The sequence below is a fragment of the Pantoea sp. OXWO6B1 genome (assembly GCF_001641135.1).
GTDB classification, from domain to species: Bacteria; Pseudomonadota; Gammaproteobacteria; order Enterobacterales; family Enterobacteriaceae; genus Pantoea; species Pantoea allii.
The window spans coordinates 3,007,291-3,027,554 of sequence record NZ_LWLR01000001.1 but is presented as its reverse complement, the minus strand read 5'-3'; the positions used below and the strand labels follow the sequence as shown (position 1 = coordinate 3,027,554).

19 protein-coding genes are annotated in these 20,264 nt (G+C 54.6%); 9 read left to right on the top strand and 10 right to left on the bottom strand.

The genetic code is table 11. The features are described 5' to 3' along the window. The first annotated feature begins 167 nt into the window (after window positions 1-167). Complete coding sequence (locus tag A6A26_RS16340; RefSeq protein WP_063879710.1) at window positions 168-1,508, top strand: MFS transporter; 1,341 nt, start codon at window positions 168-170, stop codon at window positions 1,506-1,508. Between the two features lie 67 nt (window positions 1,509-1,575). Beyond that, window positions 1,576-2,916 carry a 2-oxoadipate dioxygenase/decarboxylase HglS gene (locus A6A26_RS16335; RefSeq protein ID WP_063879709.1) on the top strand — a complete coding sequence of 447 codons (1,341 nt, stop codon included), beginning with the start codon at window positions 1,576-1,578 and terminating at the stop codon, window positions 2,914-2,916. Window positions 2,917-2,951: 35 nt separating this feature from the next. On the opposite strand, the gene A6A26_RS16330 is transcribed toward A6A26_RS16335, so the two are convergent. Then, a complete protein-coding gene (locus A6A26_RS16330; protein WP_063879708.1) occupies window positions 2,952-3,386 on the bottom strand; it encodes a DoxX family protein in 435 nt (144 codons plus the stop codon). Between the two features lie 172 nt (window positions 3,387-3,558). Here A6A26_RS16330 and A6A26_RS16325 point away from each other — a divergent pair, with 172 nt between their 5' ends. Together A6A26_RS16325 and A6A26_RS16320 are read left to right on the top strand one after the other, a co-directional pair. Next, window positions 3,559-5,079, top strand: a complete 1,521-nt coding sequence (locus A6A26_RS16325) for a carboxylesterase/lipase family protein (protein WP_063879707.1) — start codon at window positions 3,559-3,561, stop codon at window positions 5,077-5,079. A 188-nt stretch (window positions 5,080-5,267) separates the two neighbouring features. After that, entirely contained in the window at window positions 5,268-6,938 is a 1,671-nt protein-coding gene (locus tag A6A26_RS16320) for a methyl-accepting chemotaxis protein (RefSeq protein ID WP_063879706.1), read from the top strand. Window positions 6,939-6,999: 61 nt separating this feature from the next. Here the strand turns inward: A6A26_RS16320 and pepT are convergent, their stop codons facing one another. Beyond that, window positions 7,000-8,226, bottom strand: a complete 1,227-nt coding sequence (pepT, locus tag A6A26_RS16315) for a peptidase T (protein WP_063879705.1) — start codon at window positions 8,224-8,226, stop codon at window positions 7,000-7,002. A gap of 127 nt (window positions 8,227-8,353) precedes the next feature. Here pepT and A6A26_RS16310 point away from each other — a divergent pair, with 127 nt between their 5' ends. Together A6A26_RS16310 and A6A26_RS16305 are read left to right on the top strand one after the other, a co-directional pair. Further along, complete coding sequence (locus tag A6A26_RS16310) at window positions 8,354-9,949, top strand: ABC transporter substrate-binding protein (protein WP_063879704.1); 1,596 nt, start codon at window positions 8,354-8,356, stop codon at window positions 9,947-9,949. Between the two features lie 102 nt (window positions 9,950-10,051). Beyond that, window positions 10,052-10,318 carry a DksA/TraR family C4-type zinc finger protein gene (locus A6A26_RS16305; protein ID WP_063879703.1) on the top strand — a complete coding sequence of 89 codons (267 nt, stop codon included), beginning with the start codon at window positions 10,052-10,054 and terminating at the stop codon, window positions 10,316-10,318. 2 nt (window positions 10,319-10,320) lie between these two features. Here the strand turns inward: A6A26_RS16305 and A6A26_RS25550 are convergent, their stop codons facing one another. The 6 genes from A6A26_RS25550 to A6A26_RS16280 form a co-directional block, all read right to left on the bottom strand. Next, window positions 10,321-10,419: a YoaK family small membrane protein gene (locus A6A26_RS25550; RefSeq protein WP_015700245.1), complete on the bottom strand. Its 99-nt coding sequence runs from the start codon at window positions 10,417-10,419 to the stop codon at window positions 10,321-10,323. A 56-nt stretch (window positions 10,420-10,475) separates the two neighbouring features. Further along, window positions 10,476-10,799: a hypothetical protein gene (locus A6A26_RS16300; RefSeq protein WP_063879702.1), complete on the bottom strand. Its 324-nt coding sequence runs from the start codon at window positions 10,797-10,799 to the stop codon at window positions 10,476-10,478. A 615-nt stretch (window positions 10,800-11,414) separates the two neighbouring features. Then, window positions 11,415-12,599: a sugar transporter gene (locus A6A26_RS16295; RefSeq protein WP_063879701.1), complete on the bottom strand. Its 1,185-nt coding sequence runs from the start codon at window positions 12,597-12,599 to the stop codon at window positions 11,415-11,417. Window positions 12,600-12,764: 165 nt separating this feature from the next. Continuing rightward, the gene (cybB, locus tag A6A26_RS16290) at window positions 12,765-13,310 is read right to left on the bottom strand and encodes a cytochrome b561 (RefSeq protein ID WP_063879700.1); all 546 of its coding nucleotides are present in this window, start codon (window positions 13,308-13,310) and stop codon (window positions 12,765-12,767) included. Window positions 13,311-13,513: 203 nt separating this feature from the next. After that, on the bottom strand, window positions 13,514-13,771 hold the full coding sequence (locus A6A26_RS16285) for a hypothetical protein (RefSeq protein ID WP_063879699.1): 258 nt from the start codon (window positions 13,769-13,771) through the stop codon (window positions 13,514-13,516). A 165-nt stretch (window positions 13,772-13,936) separates the two neighbouring features. Continuing rightward, window positions 13,937-15,184, bottom strand: a complete 1,248-nt coding sequence (locus A6A26_RS16280; protein WP_063879698.1) for an MFS transporter — start codon at window positions 15,182-15,184, stop codon at window positions 13,937-13,939. Between the two features lie 94 nt (window positions 15,185-15,278). On the opposite strand from A6A26_RS16280, the gene A6A26_RS16275 reads away from it, so the two are divergent. The 3 genes from A6A26_RS16275 to bioD all read left to right on the top strand — a co-directional run bounded on the left by A6A26_RS16275 (window position 15,279) and on the right by bioD (window position 18,331). Beyond that, window positions 15,279-16,163 carry a LysR family transcriptional regulator gene (locus A6A26_RS16275; RefSeq protein WP_063879697.1) on the top strand — a complete coding sequence of 295 codons (885 nt, stop codon included), beginning with the start codon at window positions 15,279-15,281 and terminating at the stop codon, window positions 16,161-16,163. A 136-nt stretch (window positions 16,164-16,299) separates the two neighbouring features. Then, complete coding sequence (locus A6A26_RS16270; protein ID WP_063879696.1) at window positions 16,300-17,517, top strand: sugar metabolism global transcriptional regulator Mlc; 1,218 nt, start codon at window positions 16,300-16,302, stop codon at window positions 17,515-17,517. A 115-nt stretch (window positions 17,518-17,632) separates the two neighbouring features. Beyond that, window positions 17,633-18,331 (top strand): dethiobiotin synthase, encoded by a 699-nt coding sequence (gene bioD / locus A6A26_RS16265; RefSeq protein WP_063879695.1) that lies wholly within the window; start codon window positions 17,633-17,635, stop codon window positions 18,329-18,331. A 148-nt stretch (window positions 18,332-18,479) separates the two neighbouring features. Here bioD and osmV read toward each other — a convergent pair whose 3' ends face one another. Next, complete coding sequence (osmV, locus tag A6A26_RS16260; protein ID WP_063879694.1) at window positions 18,480-19,616, bottom strand: osmoprotectant ABC transporter ATP-binding protein OsmV; 1,137 nt, start codon at window positions 19,614-19,616, stop codon at window positions 18,480-18,482. Further along, a complete protein-coding gene (gene osmW / locus A6A26_RS16255; RefSeq protein ID WP_063879693.1) occupies window positions 19,616-20,263 on the bottom strand; it encodes an osmoprotectant ABC transporter permease OsmW in 648 nt (215 codons plus the stop codon). Before osmW ends, osmV begins: the two co-directional genes overlap by 1 nt. Window position 20,264: the final 1 nt, after the last annotated feature.

Sequence of the window (20,264 nt, the reverse complement as noted above, 5' to 3'; positions counted from 1 at the left end):
TCATGGCCTGCGCGCAGTCGCTGTAAAATCATCGACTTAATTATCCGCTTGTTGAATGATTATTATTTGCATGCAAAATTCTGCGTTTTATCATTAACGATCGGCTATCATAAGCGCCGTTTTTTCTACCAAAACTGATGGTTTATTTCGTTAAGGAGAGGGTGCCCGTGAGCAGCGTTGAGGCGGTAGATGTTCGCCGGTTAATCAATCAGGGTAGCCTGAGCGGTGGCCAAATTCGATTGATTGTCCTCTGTTTTATCGTGGTCGCCCTCGATGGCATGGATATCGCCATTATGGGCTTCATCGCCCCCTCGCTGAAAACGGCCTGGAACGTGACCAATTCGCAGTTGGGCGTGGTGATCAGCGCGGCACTCATCGGCCTGGCGCTGGGCGCAATGGTTGCCGGGCCGCTGGCCGACCGCTTTGGCCGTCGCTTAATGATTATTTTCAGCGTGCTTTTTTTCGGCCTGTGGACGCTGGCCACCGCGTTTTCCCATTCCATTGAACAGATGGTACTGTTCCGCTTTTTGACCGGGCTGGGGCTGGGCGCAGCCATGCCGAACGTCAGCACGCTGGTTGCCGAATATGCCCCTGAACGCCGACGCTCGTTTATTATCACCGTGGTGTTCTGCGGCTTCACCTTTGGTGCAGCCAGTGGCGGATTTGCCGCGTCCTGGCTGTTGCCGCGCTACAACTGGCATTCCGTCCTGTTATTAGGCGGCATTCTGCCGCTGTTGGTGCTGCCGGTATTAGTAAAGCAGCTTCCTGAATCCGTGCGTTTCCTCATTAGCCGGGGTGCGCCAGCAGAACGCATCCGAACCATTCTGGAACGTATTATCCCCGGCAGCACCCACTCGCATAGTCAGTTTCACGCCTCTGAAGCGGACGCTGCGCAGCCTGAAAAGAATGCCATCGCGACGGTGATTTCCCCTCGTTATCGCACCGGCAGCCTGATGCTGTGGGGCGGCTATTTTATGGGGCTGTTTCTGGTCTATTTGATAGGCAGCTGGCTGCCTTCTTTGGTGAGCAAGCAGGGGATGACCGTTACCCAGGCCGCGATTATTACTGCGATGTATCAAGCGGGCGGCACGCTGGGTTCCTTATTTGCCGGATGGTTGATGGACCGGTTCAATGCCAACCTGGCGTTGGCCGTCATCTACTTTTGCGGTGGCATTGCCATTGTGGCGTTAGGGTTCTCACCGGCACAGGTCACCATAATGAGTAGCATTGCCTTTTTTAGCGGCTTCTGTTTTAACGGGGCCAACACCGGCATGAATGCCTTATCAGCCAGCTATTATCCCACTCATGCCCGCGCGACCGGCTCCAGCTGGATGCACGGTGTTGGACGACTCGGTGCCATCCTGAGCGCGTTTGTGGGGGCCGAAATGCTGACGCTGGGCTGGTCTTTCAACCTGATCTTTTTACTGCTGGCGATTCCGGCCGTGCTCACGACGATAATGCTGGTGATTAAAAACCGTTATGGTTTTAAGCCGATCACAAATTCATGATATTTTCCGCTGGCGACAACGCGTTGGATTACAGTAGCTGCAACGCTCACGCTGTCAGGTGGTTATTATGGATAACTTTTTAAGTGCGGATGCCATCCGTACCGGCTTTTCAAGGGCAATGTCGGACATGTATCAGCAAGAGGTGCCGCTCTACGGCACGCTGATGCAGTTAGTCAAAGAGGTTAATCAGGATACGCTGGCGGCAGATAGTGCATTGCAGCAACGCTTAACCCAGGCTGATGAGATGAGCCGTTTAAACCTGGAACGTCACGGCGCGATTCGCGTCGGCAGTGCTGAAGAGCTGGCCATGTTGCGCCAGATGTTCGCTGTGATGGGCATGTTCCCGGTAGGCTATTACGACCTTTCTCAGGCGGGCGTGCCGGTTCATTCAACCGCTTTTCGTCCCATTGATGACGAGGCACTGCGGCGCAATCCCTTCCGTATCTTCACCTCATTACTGCGACTGGAACTCATCGAGGATCAGGCGCTGCGCGACGAAGCCACAACTATCCTGGCTTCGCGGGATATTTTCACCGCAGGCTGCCGCGCGTTGATTAAACAGCATCAGCAGCAGGGCGGACTGACCGAGGCGCAGGCGCAGCAGTTTATCGACGAGGCGTTAGAAACCTTTCGCTGGCACTCACACAGCCTCGTTGAGAGTAAAACCTATCAGGCGCTCAATCAGCAACACCGGTTGATTGCCGACGTGGTGTGTTTCCCTGCCTGTCATATCAACCATCTTACGCCACGCACGCTGGACATTGACCGCGTCCAGGCGTTAATGCCGGCACGCGGTATCGATCCCAAAGCGGTTATTGAAGGCCCACCACGGCGCAGCGTCCCCATTTTACTGCGTCAGACCAGTTTTAAAGCGCTGGAAGAACCTGTGGTTTTCAAAGATGGCTATCAGGGCACCCACACTGCACGTTTTGGTGAGATTGAACAGCGCGGTGCCGCCTTAACGCCGCAAGGGCGCGCGCTTTACGATCGGCTGCTGAATGAGGCCGGTAGCGGGGCTGACAATCAACAGCATCAGCAGCAGTTGACCGCCGTATTTCAGGCTTTCCCGGATAACGAAACGCAACTGCGCCAGGCGGGACTCGCCTGGTTTCATTATCGCCTCAGTGACAAGGGGCAGGCGGAACCGCCTCGGCATGGTGAATCACTGGATAGCCTGATCGACCAGGGCCGGGTGCTGGCCGATCCCATTATTTATGAGGATTTTCTGCCGGTGAGTGCGGCAGGTATTTTTCAGTCTAACCTTGGTGATAAAACGCAGGCGCGTTCTGCGGGTCAGGCAAGCCGCAGCAGCTTTGAAACCGCACTGGGCTGTGCCGTACTGGACGAAATGGCGCTGTACGCCGCACGACAACAAGCCTCACTACAGCGGTGTGGCATACAGGCATAACAACATCGGGGCGGCTATCGCCCCGATTTACTCAGCTACTGCAACCGGGAATCGCGTACTAGCGTATATTTCCCCGGCCCCAGCAACATAATGATAAAGGCTCCCAGCAGGAATAGCGCTTCGGTTTCCAGCGCCCAGGCACCCACGTCCGTGCGGTGCCAGACCGCCCCGGTTTTTACCAGCAGCGTCGCCACCACCATATTTACCGCAATAATAAACGCCGCAGGCCGCGTCATGAATCCCACAATCAGCATGAGCGGAGCAACTATTTCACCCAGCCATGCGCCCCAGGCAAGAAAGCCCGGCAGGCCGTGCTGTCGCAGCAGGTGAGCAATCCAGCCCACGCCGTGTACCAGCTTGAACTCACCGTGAAACAGCAGTAATCCACCCAGCGTCAAACGTAACAACAGCTTGCCAAAATCAGGATGATCGGTCATTCGAACAAAAAGTTGATTGATACCACTGAACATTTTCCCTTCCTCTAACGGGTTAAACGATACGCTGTACTAAACACACGTTCGCGGGTAGCGGTCAACGACGGCGTGCGTAACCGGTGCGTTTTAGGCGTATTTACCGTTCCCCTTTCTGGACAACGGCAAATTGCCTGAAATAATGACAGCGGACGCAGACAAGGAACAACGCATGAAAAATGAAAAGGGCCTGAAGATCACCCTCGCTGACGGAGAGCTGCAGGGCGGCATTGATGAGGGCATCTTCGTGTTTAAAGGCATTCCCTACGCTGCACCGCCAGTGGGGGAACAACGCTGGCGTGCGCCCCAGCCGGTGCTACCCTGGCAGGGCGTACGACGCGCGCTGCACTTTTCTGCCGCGAGCTGGCAGAACCGCGACTATTGTCTTGCCATGGGCGGGGGCGATCCCGGTGATTTCAGCGAGGACTGTCTTTACCTGAATGTCTGGACGCCAGAGCTGCGACCAGAAAAACCCTTGCCGGTGATGGTGTGGCTGCACGGTGGCGGTTTCACGATCGGTTCGGGTGGTCTGGCCCCCTATAATGGCCAACCGCTGGCCTCACGCGGGGCGGTGATCGTCACGATTAACTACCGACTGGGCCATCTGGGCTTTTTTGCGCATCCGGCGATGGAAAAGGAGCAGGCGGCGAGCGGCACACTTCATAATTTTGCCCTGCTGGATCAGATCGCGGCATTAAAATGGGTACAGCAGCACATTCACGCCTTTGGCGGCGATGCCAGTAACGTTACGCTATTCGGTGAATCCTCGGGCGCACGTAGCGTGTTATCACTCTGCTGCTCACCGCTGGCGGCCGGTCTTTTCCACAAAGGGATAGTGCAAAGTGCCTACAGCCTGCCTGACGTTCCCCGCGCTGCGGCGCTTAAGAAAGGGGTGAAGGTCGCCACCGGTTTGGGTTTGCCCGCTGATGCCAGCATGGAACAGCTCCGCGCGCTGCCTGCCGATGCCTTTTGGGCACTGGACAGCCGCTATGGGCTCGGCCCGGTTGCTATCGCGGGCGATGCGGTTCTGCCTGCCCCTGTGCTGGAGACCTTTATGGCCGGACGCCAGCATCCCCTGCCGCTGATGGCAGGGAGCAACAGCGACGAGGCCAGTGTGCTGGAGTATTTCGGCGTCGATGCCGCCACCGTGGTAGATCGGATTCGCCGCCAAAACCGGTTGAGCTATCGTGTGCTGAAGTGGATTTACCGTGTTGAGCAGGATGCGCTGCTCGGGCGTGCCGCAGCACGCGATATGACCTTTACGCTTCTTCCCTGGCTGGTGATGCGGGCACAGCAAAAAGTCGCTATGCCGGGCTGGCGTTACTGGTTTGATTACGTCTCTGAAAATGCCCGGGATCTCTATCCGCACGGCACCTGGCACGGTAATGAAATTCCCTACGTGATGAATACCCTTGAGAACATGCCCGTAATCAGTGAAGACCGCTGCTTCACGGCTGCAGACCGCGCCTTTGCGCAGCAGGTTAGCGACTACTGGTTCCGCTTCGCCCGCGACGTTAACAGTAAGACGACGCAGCTTGAAGGAGAACGCTCATGGCCCATCTGGCGTGCAGACAGTGACGTGACAATGTCACTTGGTGGCGAGGGTAAGGCGTCATTCAGGCTGCTGCGGGGCTTTATGCGTCGCCGCCTGTCTCTGTTTCGCCTGATGATGGCGCGAATGGTGCGGCTGTAGGGCCAGATTCGTCAGTACCGGATGCACTTGCGCCCACCGCCGGGCCTGATTTTCACTGCAGGCTATGATTTATTGCCATGCAGCCGTGACCGCGTAAAAAAGTATAACAGCACCGTTACATTTTCGGCTTTTCTGCCGATATATCCCATACGCCCGGTTTTACGGGTTAACGTTTAAGGGATTTCAGTATGGGTATGCTTAAAAATTTCACTATTCGCGCGGTAATGCTGACGATACTCGGGCTGTTTTGCCTGCTGTGGAGCGGTATCGGTCTGTTCAGCATTCATTCACTTACGTCATTAAGTGACGGCAATGATGTCGACCGCCATATCGTTGAGCAGATGACCGCGTTGAGTAAAGGTAACGATCAGTATTTTCGTATGATCACGCGTTTGTCGCGCGTAATGGAGAAAAAAACGGCCGGTGTGGCGCAAAACGATGAGGCTTTTGCGCCCGTACAACAGGCATTAGACAGCATGTCTCAGCAGTTAACCCTGTTTAAACAGCTTTCTCCTGGCCCGATGGACCCTGCCGTTGCCAATGACGTGATTGATAAATGGCAAAAATTGCTCGACCAGGGCGTTACTGTTCAGCTTCAGCGTGCCCGTCAGGATTCGCTGGATGTCTATCGCCAACAGGCGAATGACGTCACGCCCGCCCTGAGCCGTGCCTTCGGTGCCAGTACTGAAAACTTCAATAAAGTGGCCAGCGTAAAACTGGGGCAAACGCGCGTCGAAGTCGATCGTCTGACCGCGATGACGAAAACAATGATTTCAGTCACGGTGGTGATTGGCTTGCTGATTCTGCTGTTTACCGACCGTTATCTGGTCAACATGCTGGTCAAGCCGCTGGAAAAAATCCGCGAACATTTTTCAGTGATTGCCAAAGGCGACCTGAGCAAACCCGTCGAGGATATGGGCCGTAACTGCGTCGGTAAACTGGTGCCGCTGTTGAGCGCCATGCAGGACAGTCTGCGCGAAGCCGTCAGTGCTATTCGCAGCGGTACGGAAAATATTTCACGCGGTGCCGCCGAGATTTCGATTGGTAATAACGATCTGTCATCCCGCACCGAAGAGCAGGCCGCCGCGCTGGAGCAAACCGCTGCCAGTATGGAACAACTGACGGCGACCGTGAAATTTAATGCGGAAAATGCGCGCCAGGCCAGCACGCTGACCGAAGCGGCAACGGTAACGGCGAAACAGGGCGGCAGCCTGGTGGGTGAAGTGGTGACCACCATGAACGGCATCTCTGACAGTTCGAAGAAAATTGCTGAGATCACCAACGTCATCAACAGCATTGCTTTCCAGACCAATATTCTGGCGCTCAACGCCGCAGTGGAAGCTGCCCGCGCTGGCGAACAGGGCCGTGGCTTTGCGGTAGTAGCCAGTGAAGTCAGAAACCTGGCGCAACGCAGCGCCGGTGCAGCGAAAGAGATCGCCAGCCTGATTGCCGATTCGGTTGAGCGCGTGGAAAAGGGCGCCCAATTGGTCAGCACCACCGGCGGCACCATGAGCGGTATCCTGAAGTCGGTTCAGGATGTTGATGCGATCATGAAGCAAATCGCCGAGGCCTCAGAAGAACAAAGCAAAGGCATTTCGCAGGTCGGCACGGCGGTGACCGAAATGGACAGCGTGACGCAGCAAAACGCCGCGCTGGTCGAAGAAGTGTCTGCCGCTGCCAGTGCGCTGGCCCTGCAAACGGAAGCCCTGCAGGCTTCGGTGGCGCAGTTCCGTTTGTCCAGTGATGCGCCAGCGGCACTCGTGACCAGCCGAAAACCGCCATCAACACCGGCCAGCCCATCGGCACCTCTTCAGCCGAAAACCGCCACCGCGGATAACGGCGACTGGGTAACCTTCTAAGCGAAACCTGTGCACCGCCTTCATAGCGAAGGCGGTGTTTTACAACGGCCTTCCTGATGAACTATTCCGCTGCCAGATAGCACAGCTTCTCTGCCACCTGATAGGACTTCACAAACGAGGTGACGGGCAGAAACTCGAAGCGTGAATGAAAGTTATGCGCGCCCGTAAAGAAGTTCGGTGTTAATAATCCTTTGGCAGAAAGCGCTGCACCATCGGTACCGCCACGCATAGGGATCACTTTGGGCGCAATATCCAGTTCGCGCAGGGCAGCAAAAATCAGATCAACGGCCCGACGATCGTCACCAATAGCGTTACTAATGTTGCTGTAAATATCGCGAACGGTCATCTCTACCTTGCCCGTGGGATAGCGTGCGGCGATAAGCTCGACAACCTGTTGAAGCTGCTGTTTTCGTGCCGCGAAACTTGTCAGATCGAAATCACGAATCGATGCGTTAAGCGTTGCAACACTGGCGTTGGCCTGCATTTCGTTAAACCAGATATAGCCTTCACGGCCCTCTGTATGTTCCGGCGTCGCCTGTCTGTCGAAGTGGCTGATAAAATCGTGGGCCATCAGCAAGGGGTTAACCAGCACGCCTTTCCCCGACATCGGATGCGCCGGTACGCCGGTAAAGCGGATTTCCGCTGCGGCCGCGTTGAAGTTCTCATACACCACCTCGCCCAGTTCACAGCAGTCAATCGTCCAGGCAAAATCCACATTAAAGCGGGCTTCAAGATCCAGCGCTTTAGCCCCGCGCAGGCCAATCTCCTCGTCGGGGACGAACGCCACCACCACATCGCCATGTTTGCCCTGTAAATTCTCCATCAGCGTCATGACGACGCTCACCGCCGCTTTATTATCCGCCCCTAATACGCTGGTGCCGTCGCTGAAAATGATCGGCTGACCGGTGTAGGGCGCGATCTCCGGATGCGCATCCCGACGCAGCCAGATGTCCTGTTGCGGGTTCAGGCAGAGATCCTCTCCTTGCCAGGTCAGGATCTGTGGATGGATGTCAGGGGACAGCCCGACGTCAACCGTATCAATGTGCGTAATAAACCCAATGCGAGGCGCGCCGGGGCAGTTGCCCGGTTTTACCGCGGTCACAGTGGCATGTTCATCAATCACAACCTGCTCAAGGCCCAGCTCGCGCAATTCGTCCGCCAGGAGCTTCGCCATCGCGTGCTGGCTCGGGGTACTCGGCAATGTGCTCGACCTGGCATCACTTTGACTGCTTACCGCCAGGTAACGAAAAAAACGCGTGATCAGTTGCGTCTGAAGTTTGTCGGTCATCACTAATCCTTATTAGTTGACGTACTGCGGGGTTCGCTATGGTGGAGATTCATGCTATCTATCAAACATCTAAATAATTCATTTAGATATTCTGACTAACGGAAGTCAACAGAAAGCGAGGACAATAATGAGAAACAGGCTAACGACCCTGGCACTGCTTACTGCGGGTATTGCTCTGGCGAGCGGCGTCAATGCGAAAACGTTGGTGTACTGCTCAGAAGGCTCCCCGGAGAACTTTAATCCGCAACTTTACACCTCGGGAACCAGCGTGGATGCCAGCGCAGTGCCGGTATTCAACCGCCTGGTAGATTTTAAGCCTGGCACAACGGAACTGATTCCGAGCCTGGCAGAGCGGTGGGACATCAGTCCCGACGGTAAGGTTTATACCTTCCATCTGCGTCATAACGTCAAATTCCAGAGTAATAAGCTGTTTACGCCCAGCCGCGCGTTTAACGCGGATGATGTGATCTTCTCTTTTATGCGCCAGATGGACAGTAAAAATCCCTATCATGCGGTATCGGGTGGCAACTATTCCAACTTTGACAGCCTGGAGTTGGCGACGCTCATCACCCACATCGATCGCGTAGATGACCATACCGTGCGTTTTACGCTGGCTCATCCTGAAGCCCCTTTTCTTGCCGATCTGGCCTGGTATTTTGCCTCCATCCACTCTGCTGAATATGCTGACAAAATGCTGAAGGCGGGCACGCCTGAGAAGGTCGATATGGACCCGATCGGTACCGGGCCTTTCCAGTTGGTTCAGTATCAAAAAGACTCACGCATTCTGTACAAGGCGTTTCCTGACTACTGGCAGGGAAAAGCCAAACTTGATCGGCTGATTTTCAGCATCACACCTGATGCGGCGGTCCGTTATGCCAAGCTGGAAAAAAATGAGTGTCAGGTGATGCCGTTCCCTAATCCGGCCGATCTCGAAAAAATGCGGCAGAACAAGGACATCACCCTGAAGCAGGCGGCAGGATTGAACACGGGGTTCCTGGCGTTTAATACCACCAAAGCGCCGACAGATAATGTGAAAGTCCGCCAGGCGCTGGCTATGGCGATAAACAAGCCGGCCATTATTGAGGCGATTTTTAAAGGCACAGGTACGGTTGCCAAAAACATCCTTCCGCCGGGTGTATGGAGCGCGGACAAGGATCTTAAGGATTATGACTACGATCCAGAAAAGGCAAAAGCACTGCTGGCAGAGGCTGGCGTGAAGCCGGGTACGGAAATCGCGCTGTGGGCAATGCCGGTTCAGCGCCCTTACAATCCCAACGCGCGCAGGATGGCGGAGATGATTCAGGCTGACTGGGCCAAAGTTGGCATTAAAGCCAATATCGTCAGTTATGAATGGGGCGAATACCTTAAACGCGTGCGCAGCGGCGAACATCAGGCCGCGCTGATGGGCTGGACCACTGCGACGGGCGATCCTGATAACTTCTTCGGGCCGCTCTACAGCTGTACCTCGGCGAAAGGCGGTTCAAACTCTTCAAAATGGTGCTATCAGCCGTTTGAAACGCTGATCACCCAGGCGCGGGCCGAACCGGATCAAAGTAAAAGGACCAGCATGTACCTGCAGGCACAGCAGATGATGCATGATCAAATGCCTGCCGTCATGATTGCGCACTCGACCATTTACGAGCCAGTCCGCAATACGGTCAGCGGCTATGAAGTCGATCCTTTTGGCAAACACATCTTTTATCAGGTCGATATTAAACAGTAACCCATGCTGTGCAGGCTCACAGGGATGTGCGCCGTTTTGCCTGCAAAATATCAGATATGTTGTACATTTAAGAGGTGTTTGATACGAAGTAAGGAAATGGCAATGGCAAACGGTTGGGCTTCAGAAGGGGCGGTACAGGAACAGATCGACAGTACGGTCAACGACGGTATTGAACGCGTACGTCAGTCGCTTGGCCAGGGAGAGAGCGCCACAGAGTGTGAACTTTGCGGTGAGCCGATTCCGGCTGCCCGTCGTCAGGCACTGAAAGGCGTGCGCTACTGTGTCGCCTGTCAGGAAAAAATTGATAAGCAACAAAAAGACAGCAGTCTGTATAACCGTCGCGGCAGTAAAGACAGTCAGCTACGTTAAGCTCAGGAGCCCGGCATGGCCAGGCCACTGCCAATAAACCAGGCGAGAAAACCGATACCGGCCACGATGATAGCGATGGGGAACAACAGACCAATTCTCATGTTTATCCTGTCAGGGTAGTTAGGGATGAATATTCAGGGACCATGTTATTCCGGGGCTACGCCAGCCGTAGCACGGCGCGATGGTTCTTCAGCAACGTAAACAGCTCAAACTGGGTCGCTTCATTAACCGAACGCTGCAGCTCGCCTTTGGTGTACATCATCGTGTGAATATGGCCCAGTTGACGCCACACGACAACGGCAGAGGCGATGAGTGCGCATGAATCCTCTGCCTGAACACATTCTACTGTGGCATGGTGTGTGTCGTCTAAGTCATTAACAAAAATTTTCAACCCATCCGCGGGTAAAATTGCCCGAAAGTCTTCCAGCATCACCTGGCTGACGTTGCGCGATAAATAGAGCGTTAACCATTTTCTCGTCATCATGACACCTGACGTTAATTATTTTCTCTGTTATACGGGGTAAACAGATGTAATGGAAGTGTTGAGATTATTGAGGTGATATTAAGTTCTGCGTAGTAACCGACGGGCTTTATAACCCGCGGGTTAAATTCTATTGGCCTAAATCAATGCGCGATACGTTCCTTGATAAATGAGCGATGCATTTTAATTAAGCATTTAATACAACACGTTTAAACCTGTTGATCCTGCACCGCTGGGCGTAACGACCATAAAAAAGGCTAAGAATATAAGCTTAAGGATTGCAGGTATTTTCAGGGGGCATTTTATCGTCGATGGGCGGGTAAACAGGGCCGGGGACTTACTTCCGCCAGACGCGTTACTTCAGCCAGACCGATGTCCGGTACGTCAGGCTGGACGGTGCATGACTGTTCAGCAACCTGACCGTTTTCGATGAGGTGGAACGCAGCGCTATTTCGCGGGACGTCAGAATGATTCACCCTGATAAGCGGCTATTTAGCAGGGCCTGGAAGGGCACCGGAGTTTTACGTCGCACGGTCTGTGATCTTATTTGAGATGAGCGTTACGGGGAGCAGTAAATAACATCAGGCTCCAGATAAAATCTGAAGCCTGTTATTATCAGCCATTAGAACGTAACTGCGGATAACGTTTGAAAATATAGACACACCATAATAGTGCGGCCAGACCAATCATCGCCCCCACATTACCCACATCAGACAGACTCATATAAGCGCTGACCTGACTGCCTAACAGCGCACCCGCGCCGATGCCGATATTATAAATACCGGACATTAATGACATCGCCACATCCGTGGCATCAGGGGCCAGAGACAGCACGCGGATTTGCATCCCCAGGCCGATCATCATCATGGCCATTCCCCAAATCACGCACAGGGTAATGATAGCCCCAGGGCGGACAGCCGCGAAGATTAACAGCCCCATGCACAGGGTCACCAGGGCGATAGCGGCAATCAGCAGGGCAGAGGGGAATTTTTTACCCAGCGAGCTGAACAACAGGCTGCCGACAATGCCCGCCGAACCAAACAGCAGCAGCAGTAACGTCGTGAACCCCTCGCTGGCGTTGGCGACGAGCTGCATAAAGGGCTCAATGTAGCTGTAAGCGGTGTAGTGCGCGGTCACCACCAACGTCACCAGCAGATACATTCCCACCAGCGCCGGACGGCGGAACAGCAGGGGAACGCTGCTGAGCGATCCCGTGTGCTCGCTGGGCAGTCGGGGCAATATGCGGACCAGCATAATCATCAGCACCAATCCAGACAGTCCGATCACGCCGAATGTGGTACGCCAGCCCAATGCCTGGCCCACAATGCGGCCGATAGGCACGCCCAGCACCATCGCCAGCGCAGTCCCGGTCGCCAGCATGCTCAGCGCCTGGGTCTTTTTACCTGCAGGCGCAACGCGAATGGCCAGCGAAGCCGTAATGGACCAGAACACGGCGTGGGATAGCGCAATGCCAATGCGTGACACGATCAGGGAGCTAAAGCTCCATGCAAACGTCGAGAGCACATGGCTGGCAATAAAAACGCTAAACAGCACCGTTAACAGTAACCGGCGCTCAAAATTTCGCGTCAACAGCATCAAAGGCAGTGACAACAAGGCCACCACCCAGGCATAGATCGTCAGCATAATGCCCACTTCCGATGTTTTCATCGAAAAGCCTGCAGCAATATCTGAAAGCAATCCCACCGGTACGAACTCGGTAGTATTAAAAACAAAAGCGGCGATGGCCAGCAGCACCACGCGTAGCCAGGCCGTTTTACGGGAAACAGTTGTTGATGGCATGAGAAGTTAAATCAGTCTGTGCGTCAAAAATGGATGAGAATGCTCACCCCATGAGAGTGACCTGCGTCACAATTTAGCGGTTATTGTGGAGGAATTAAGCGCCGGGTGGAACCACCAGGCGCCGATTAAGATGAAATTTTTTAGCCTGGCGCCTGCAGGTGGTGTTTATGGCTGGCGATTACGTTGTCCGGGCATCATGCGCCGCAACGTATTATCTTTCAGGGCATAGTGATGAAACAGCGCCGCTGCCACATGCAAGCCAATCAGCCAGTAGCCTAAGGGAGCGAGCGTCTCGTGCCAGTCGGTCAGTGTGTCCGCCAGATCAAAGTCAGGTTCGCCGGCCATCGGCATCGGAATGCCAAATAACCACCACTCACGTCCTTTCAGATAACGCGACGCCAGACCCAGCACCGGAAGGGTAATGAAAAGCGCATAAATCAGTGTGTGCGTCAGGTGGGCCAGGCCGGTTTGCCAGCGCGGCACCGGGGGAATAATTGCAGGACTGCGATGACGGATTTTCAGCAGCAACCGCGACAACATCACCACCAGAATGGTCGCCCCGGCGCTGAAGTGCGTCACCATCATGGCAAAGCGCTGCCAGGAGCCACGTTCGACATAGCCGCGCAGTTCCATGGTGGCATAGGCGACGATAAGCAGCAAAACGGTAAGCCAGTGAAGCGCAATTTGAGATGCGGCAAATTTATCACGCATGGTAAATCCCTGTCAGAAAGTAAGGGCTCTAAGATAACGGAAAAAAGCGAAAAAGCTTAGCGAATTGACCACTTCTGGCTGGGATAACGAAAGGATGATTGGCCGCGTCAGGCAGCAGAGAGGGGCGATATAAAGGGCAACACCGGAGTGGTTGAGGATGGCGGCCAGGAACCGCCATCGTTACGTCAAACGGGCGCGCGTAATCAGAAATCGACGCCGTGCTTAAGCGCCACACTGTCCTGGGCAGGCTGAGGTCTAGCCGCGGTCACCGGGCAACATTCCTCACAGCCTAAAGAGCCGGGATAATATTTGCGCGCCTGCTGAATGGCGGCGGTCGCCGAATAAAACGTGCCAAGAAACAGCCGACCTTCCAGGTCCGGAAGGTATTTACAGCCATTTGCATGCACAACATGATTATTGTTGTAGCCTGATTGTTTGTTGACGTAATAGTAACGCGCCATTAGGTCTCCCCTTTGCTGTGAATTCAAAGATTACATTAATCTTTGGGATCAAAACGAGTATAGCGGGGAAACGCATGAAATCAGCAATCACGCTGATAATACGGACAATTCTTGTACAGGAGGCATTCCGGGCAGCAAACCACCCGGAATATTTATTAAGATTTGCTAGAGTTTGCGCCTGTGCAACTGCCAGGCAACCCACAGTGCCACCAGCAGTAAAGCGGAGATGAACAGCGTAATACCGCCCCAGCCAAACTGATGCCAGAAAAAGCCGCCTGCCGTGCCAGCCACGCTTGAGCCCACGTAATAGCTAAAAAAATACAGCGAAGAGGCCTGACCTTTTGCCCGGCGGGCGCGAGGACCAATCCAGCCGCTGGCAACAGCGTGGGCGGCGAAAAAACCGGCGGTAAACAGCATCATACCGACAAACACCAGCACAATGGCGTTAAAGGCAGTCAGGAGTAAGCCTGTCAGCATAATCAGGGTAGAACCCAACATCACCGGACCGCGACCAAACTTGTTGGTTAATGCCCCGGCCTTCGGCGAACTCCATGAACCCGTCAGATAGACAACCGACAACAATCCCACCACGGCCTGACTTAAATGCCAGGGCGCGCCCAGCAGGCGATAGCCAATGTAGTTGAACAGCGTCACAAAGGCCCCCATCAATAACAAGCCCTCTGCGAACAGCAGCGGTAATCCCGCATCCCGCCAGTGCAGCCGAAAATTGATCGCCAGATGGCGTGGGCGCAGCGAGGCCGGACGGAAATGACGGGATTCCGGTAAGATTTTCCAGAACATCAGGGCGGCGGCCAGGGCAAAGCAGCCAATTGCCGCGATGGCCACGCGCCATGAAAAAAAGTCGGTTAACACGCCACTGATTAAACGGCCGCTCATACCGCCAATCGAGTTTCCGCTGATATACAGCCCCATTGAAAAGGCGATCACACTGGGATGAATCTCTTCACTCAGGTAGGTCATCCCCACGGCGGCCACACCGCTCAGCGACAGGCCGATTAACGCCCGCATCAGCAAAATGCCGTGCCAGCTGGTCATGGTGGCCGACAGCAGGGTGCAGATTGACGCCAGCATTAATGCCGTCACCATCACGGACTTACGTCCTATCGCGTCCGACAGCGGGCCAGTAACCAGCAACCCCAGGGCCATCATCGCGGTTGAAATGGACAAAGAAATGCTGCTCGCGGCGGGTGAAACGCCAAACTGTGTGGAGAGCACCGGCAGAATAGGCTGTACGCAATAGAGCAAGGCAAAGGTCGCCAGCCCGGCAGAGAACAAGGCGAGCGTAACGCGCATAAACGGGCGTGTGCCGCGCACGATGCCGTCAGACGCAGGAACGTCAGACTGTTCCGGCACGTTTCTGTCCAGCGGCAGCGCAGGTGAGGAGCGATTCACAATGGGTCCTTATGAGTAAAAACATAGCGTTACTCTAGAAAAGGCAGATTAGGTTGTCTAATATATTAATAATCTCAAATAAGATGTTTAACATATGAATATAGAGCTGCGTCATCTACGTTATTTCATCGCCGTTGCGGAAGAACTTCATTTTGGCCGCGCAGCCCAACGCTTACACATCTCGCAACCGCCGCTGAGTCAGCAAATTATGCAGCTTGAGGCGGAAACAGGCGCGCAGCTCTTTAACCGCACCAATCGCAGCGTGCAGCTCACGCCCGCCGGACAGCAGTTTTTACAGGACGCGCGGGCCATCCTGCTGCAGGTTGATCAGGCAACGCAACGCGCTGCGCGTTTGCATCGCGGTGAAGAGGGGGAGCTGCGCATTGGTTTTACCTCTTCTGCTGCTTTTATCGGCGTGATGTCGGATGCGCTTTATCGGTTTCGTCAGCGCTGGCCTGAGGTGCATGTTCAGATGCAGGAAATTAATACCCGCCAGCAATTGGCTCCGCTGCATGAAGGGAAGCTGGACCTTGGGGTGATGCGTAACACGCCGCTTCCGGCGGATCTGCATCATCAGCTTTTGCTGCGTGAGCCGCTGTGTGCCGTGGTGCATAAAGCGCATCCGCTGGCCGCAGCAGGGCAGATTTCGCTACAGGCACTGGCCAGCGAACCTTTTGTGTTTTTTGATCCCCAGGTGGGAACGGCGCTTTATAGCGAAATTCTTGATCTCCTGCAGCGCTATCAGATCCGGCCCTATATCACTCAGGAAGTCGGCGAGGCGATGACCATATTAGGACTGGTGGCGACCGGGCTGGGCGTTTCCATCCTGCCTTTGTCATTCAGCCACGCGCGCCTCGCGAATGTGGTATGGCTGCCGCTTAAGGAACCGGATGCGCTCTCGGAGATGTGGCTGGTGTGGTCGGGTGAAAGAGAGATGAGCGCGCAGATGACGCATATGATGGCTTTGCTGCGTCGCTAAAGGGCAGCTATCCCACAATGTCAGAAAAATTATGTGTGATAAATCACATATCTAAGCAAATCTTTGCCGTAACAAGCCAATCTGCCGCACCATAGCGGATATTTATTTAGAAGCGCGAAAATAACCGGAGCAGGGTGTGAGTTCGGACAGTCAACCTGGCCATATTGACCAAATCAAACAAATTAATGCGGGGGGCGTTTACCGGTTAATCGATCAGCATGGGCCCATTTCTCGTATTGAACTGTCAAAACGGGCCCAACTGGCCCCTGCCAGCATCACAAAAATCGTGCGGGAAATGCTTGATGCCCACCTGGTTCAGGAAACCGAGTTTCAGGAGCCGGGTGCCCGTGGGCGTCCGGCGATTGGCCTCATTCTTGATACGGATGCCTGGCACTATCTGGCTATCCGTTTGCATCGTGGCATATTGACGCTCACCTTACGTGATCTGAGCAGCAGGGCGCGGGTTGAGGATCATCTGCCTTTGCCCGATGACCCAACACAGCCGTTGCTGACGACCCTGACCGACCATGTCGATGCGTTTTTTATTCGGCACCAGAAGCAGTTAGAAAGGCTCACCGCGATTGCCATCACCTTGCCGGGCTTGATTAATGCCGCCTCCGGCGTCGTGCACCGTTTACCGGGTTACCGTTGTCATGATATGCCTCTGGGCAGCACCCTGGCGGCACGCACCGGTCTGCCGGTATTTATCCAGCATGATATCTCAGCCTGGACGCTGGCTGAGTCGTTGTTTGGTGCGTCTCGTGGCGCACAGGACGTGATACAGATTGTGATCGATGAAACCGTCGGCGCGGGTGTCATCACGGGCGGTCAACTGCTGCACAAAAGCGGACGGGCGCTGGTCGAAGTGGGCCATACTCAGGTCGATCCTTACGGTCAGCAGTGCTACTGCGGCAATCACGGCTGCCTGGAGACGGTTGCCAGCACCGGCAGCCTGCTGGCGCTGGTCGCCCAACGGCTGCCAGGCCAGCCTGACAGCCTGTTACATCATCAGGCGTTAACGCTTTCCGCTCTCTGCGAGGCGGCGCAGGCCGGCGATCGGCTCGCCCGGGATGCGATCGCGACGGTGGGACATCACGTTGGCAGAATCCTGGGCATGATGGTCAACATCTTTAATCCTCAACAAATTCTTATAGGTTCGCCGCTAAATCAGGCGGCAGATATTTTATTTCCCGCCGTACAGAACACGATTCATCAGCAGTCTTTACCTGCTTACAGCGCTGAAATTCAGCTAGCACCGACTGAATTTACTGAGCCTGGCACACTTGGCGCCGCCGCCTTGATCAAGGATTCACTCTACAGTGGTTACCTGTTAGTTAAGTTACTGCAAGGTTAAGCATCACTAACCTTGCGCTAACGCAATCTGCCCGGCCTTTTCCTTCCTTAGAATGTTAATTCGCACGAAAGCCTAATCGTCGATTAGCCCATACCGCTTGTGAAGGAGAAGTCGAGTGAAAACGCTATTTATTACTGGAACCGATACCGAAGTGGGAAAAACCGTGGTCTCACGCGCGCTGCTACAAAGTTTTAGTCAGGCGAACGAGCGGGCAGCGGGTTACAAACCTGTTGCCCGCTGCGGGGTCAGGACAGAAGAGGGCCTGAGAAACAAGGACGGTTTATTTTTGCAAAACGCCTCTTCCCTTGCGCTGCCGTATCATGCCGTCAATCCGGTGATTTTTGAGAAAGAGGAGATTTGCGGCTATCCGCCTGAAAAGGTGGACTATGCGCAAATCACCCAAGGGTTGCAGCACCTCAATCAGCTTGTCGACCGCGTGGTGGTCGAAGGCACCGGTGGCTGGCGCAGCCTGATGAACGATACGCAACCGCTTTCGACCTGGGTGGTCGAGCAGCAACTGCCGGTGATCTTAGTCGTCGGTATTAAGTTAGGCTGCATCAGCCATGCGCTGCTGACGGCCGAGGCGATTCTGGCAGACGGTTTACCGCTTGTGGGTTGGGTCGCAAACCGTATTAATCCCGGACTGGCGCACTATGCCGATATCATTGCTGTCCTGCGTGAACAGATTTCCGCGCCCCTTCTGGGTGAGTTACCTTATTTACCGCGCGCAGAGCAACGCGACCTGTCGCCATATCTTGATATCTCGCGGCTTAATGCGGATAACCTGCATTTTGCCCGTGCAAAAATAGCCTGATATAAACCGCAATATCAGGGTAGTCCGCTAATCAGAACGCTTTATTTTTTCAGACGTGATGTGTCTGAGAGCACCAACAGACAGTGATATGGGATGAGAAGCAAGGTCAATCATAAAAGGGCCGCAATGCGATTGCGGCCCTGATTCGTTACGGGTTCAGACGACGACGTGTCCGCCCTGAGCTGAGATAGTCAGCAATATAATCCTGAGAAATTTCCCCGCTGTAGCGTCCATCCTCATCCACAATTGGCATCCATACAGTGTTGTGCTCATAGAGTTTTGACAGCACCACACGCAGGTTTTCCTCGGCTTTGCCGGTGACTTTAAAGGTATGCAGCATCTCTTCGCAGCGACCGCTGGCGTTTCGTGCTTCGCGACGTTTCACAAAACCTAATGGCTTACCGTCGTCGTCCACCACGGTAATGGAACGCATGTCGTTGTCGTCCATGGTGCCAAAGGCCTCCGTTAACGGCGTTGAGCGTTTCACCGTGATCGTTGGCTGCTGGTCGGTGACATCGCCGGCCTGAACTAACAGCAGACGCTTCAGGGTACGGTCCTGACCGACGAACGAGCCAACAAACTCGTTTGCTGGCGTTGCCAGCAACTCATCCGGGCTGGCGCACTGGACAATTTTGCCCTGACCAAAGACCGCGATACGATCGCCTAGCTTTAACGCTTCATCAATATCGTGGCTGACCAGCATCACCGTTTTCTTTAACTGGCGCTGCATATCCAGAAACTCGTTCTGAATCACTTCCCGGTTTATCGGGTCTACCGCGCCGAAAGGCTCATCCATCAGCAGCACCGGTGGGTCCGCCGCCAGCGCGCGGATCACCCCGATACGTTGCTGCTGGCCCCCGGACATTTCGCGCGGATAGCGGTGCAGAAACTTGTGCGGATCAAGCGCCACCATGCTCATCAACTCCGTTGCCCGCTCGCGGCACTGCTTCTTATCCCAGCCCAGCATGCGTGGCACGACGGTAATGTTCTCTTCAATCGTCATATTGGGGAACAGGCCGATTTGCTGGATCACGTAACCGATATTGCGGCGCAGGGTGGTGGTGTCCTGCGTACTGGTATCTTCGCCGTTAATTAAAATCCGGCCGCTGGTGGCGGGAATCAACCGGTTAATCATTTTCAGCGTGGTGGTTTTACCACAGCCGGAAGGGCCCAGGAGCACACACATTTCTCCGGCGGGAACTTCCAGACTCACATTGTCCACCGCTTTCATCAGCGTGCCATTTTTCTGGCTGAAGGTTTTCGTCAGATTTTCAAGTTTTATCATTATCGAATTCCCTTAGGAGTCAGCGCCAGCTGCAAACGGTGCAGCAGCCAGTCAAGAACAATAGCCAACAGACAAATCATCAGCGCCCCGGCGATCAGCATACGAATATCACTGCCGCTGATACCATCCAGCAACAGCATGCCCAGGCCGCCCGCGCCGATTACGGCAGCGATAGCCATCACGCCGACGTTCATGACCACAGCGGTACGGATACCACCGAAGATCACCGGGAGCGCCATGGGAATCTCCACCCAACGCAGGCGCTGCCAGAACGTCATGCCAATGCCGCGACCGGCTTCACGCAGGCCATCTGGCAGATTCTCCAGCGCGGTGTGGGTATTACGTACGATGGGCAGTAATGAGTAGAGGAACACCGCTGTGATAGCGGGCAAGGCACCGATTCCCTTACCAATAAGGGAGAACAGCGGAATCATCAGGCCAAACAGGGCAATGGTTGGGATGGTCAGTACAATCGTGGCAACCCCGAGCACCGGCGTTGCCAGCCATTTGAACCGCACAATCAAAATGCCAAGCGGCACGCCAATCACAATGGCCCATCCCACCGCGACCAGCACCAGCCAGGTATGTTGCCAGGTAAGCGTGAGCAGGTTATTCCAGTTATCAATGATGTAATGAAGGGTATCCATG

Bases quoted from the DNA above. Each gene is read 5' to 3' on its own strand.
- A6A26_RS16335 (WP_063879709.1), top strand. From the start codon at position 1,576: ATGGATAACTTTTTAAGTGCGGATGCCATCCGTACCGGCTTTTCAAGG.
- A6A26_RS16330 (WP_063879708.1), bottom strand. From the start codon at position 3,386: ATGTTCAGTGGTATCAATCAACTTTTTGTTCGAATGACCGATCATCCT.
- A6A26_RS16325 (WP_063879707.1), top strand. From the start codon at position 3,559: ATGAAAAATGAAAAGGGCCTGAAGATCACCCTCGCTGACGGAGAGCTG.
- A6A26_RS16320 (WP_063879706.1), top strand. From the start codon at position 5,268: ATGGGTATGCTTAAAAATTTCACTATTCGCGCGGTAATGCTGACGATA.
- pepT (WP_063879705.1), bottom strand. From the start codon at position 8,226: ATGACCGACAAACTTCAGACGCAACTGATCACGCGTTTTTTTCGTTAC.
- A6A26_RS16310 (WP_063879704.1), top strand. From the start codon at position 8,354: ATGAGAAACAGGCTAACGACCCTGGCACTGCTTACTGCGGGTATTGCT.
- A6A26_RS16305 (WP_063879703.1), top strand. From the start codon at position 10,052: ATGGCAAACGGTTGGGCTTCAGAAGGGGCGGTACAGGAACAGATCGAC.
- A6A26_RS25550 (WP_015700245.1), bottom strand. From the start codon at position 10,419: ATGAGAATTGGTCTGTTGTTCCCCATCGCTATCATCGTGGCCGGTATC.
- A6A26_RS16300 (WP_063879702.1), bottom strand. From the start codon at position 10,799: ATGACGAGAAAATGGTTAACGCTCTATTTATCGCGCAACGTCAGCCAG.
- A6A26_RS16295 (WP_063879701.1), bottom strand. From the start codon at position 12,599: ATGCCATCAACAACTGTTTCCCGTAAAACGGCCTGGCTACGCGTGGTG.
- cybB (WP_063879700.1), bottom strand. From the start codon at position 13,310: ATGCGTGATAAATTTGCCGCATCTCAAATTGCGCTTCACTGGCTTACC.
- A6A26_RS16285 (WP_063879699.1), bottom strand. From the start codon at position 13,771: ATGGCGCGTTACTATTACGTCAACAAACAATCAGGCTACAACAATAAT.
- A6A26_RS16275 (WP_063879697.1), top strand. From the start codon at position 15,279: ATGAATATAGAGCTGCGTCATCTACGTTATTTCATCGCCGTTGCGGAA.
- osmV (WP_063879694.1), bottom strand. From the start codon at position 19,616: ATGATAAAACTTGAAAATCTGACGAAAACCTTCAGCCAGAAAAATGGC.
- osmW (WP_063879693.1), bottom strand. From the start codon at position 20,263: ATGGATACCCTTCATTACATCATTGATAACTGGAATAACCTGCTCACG.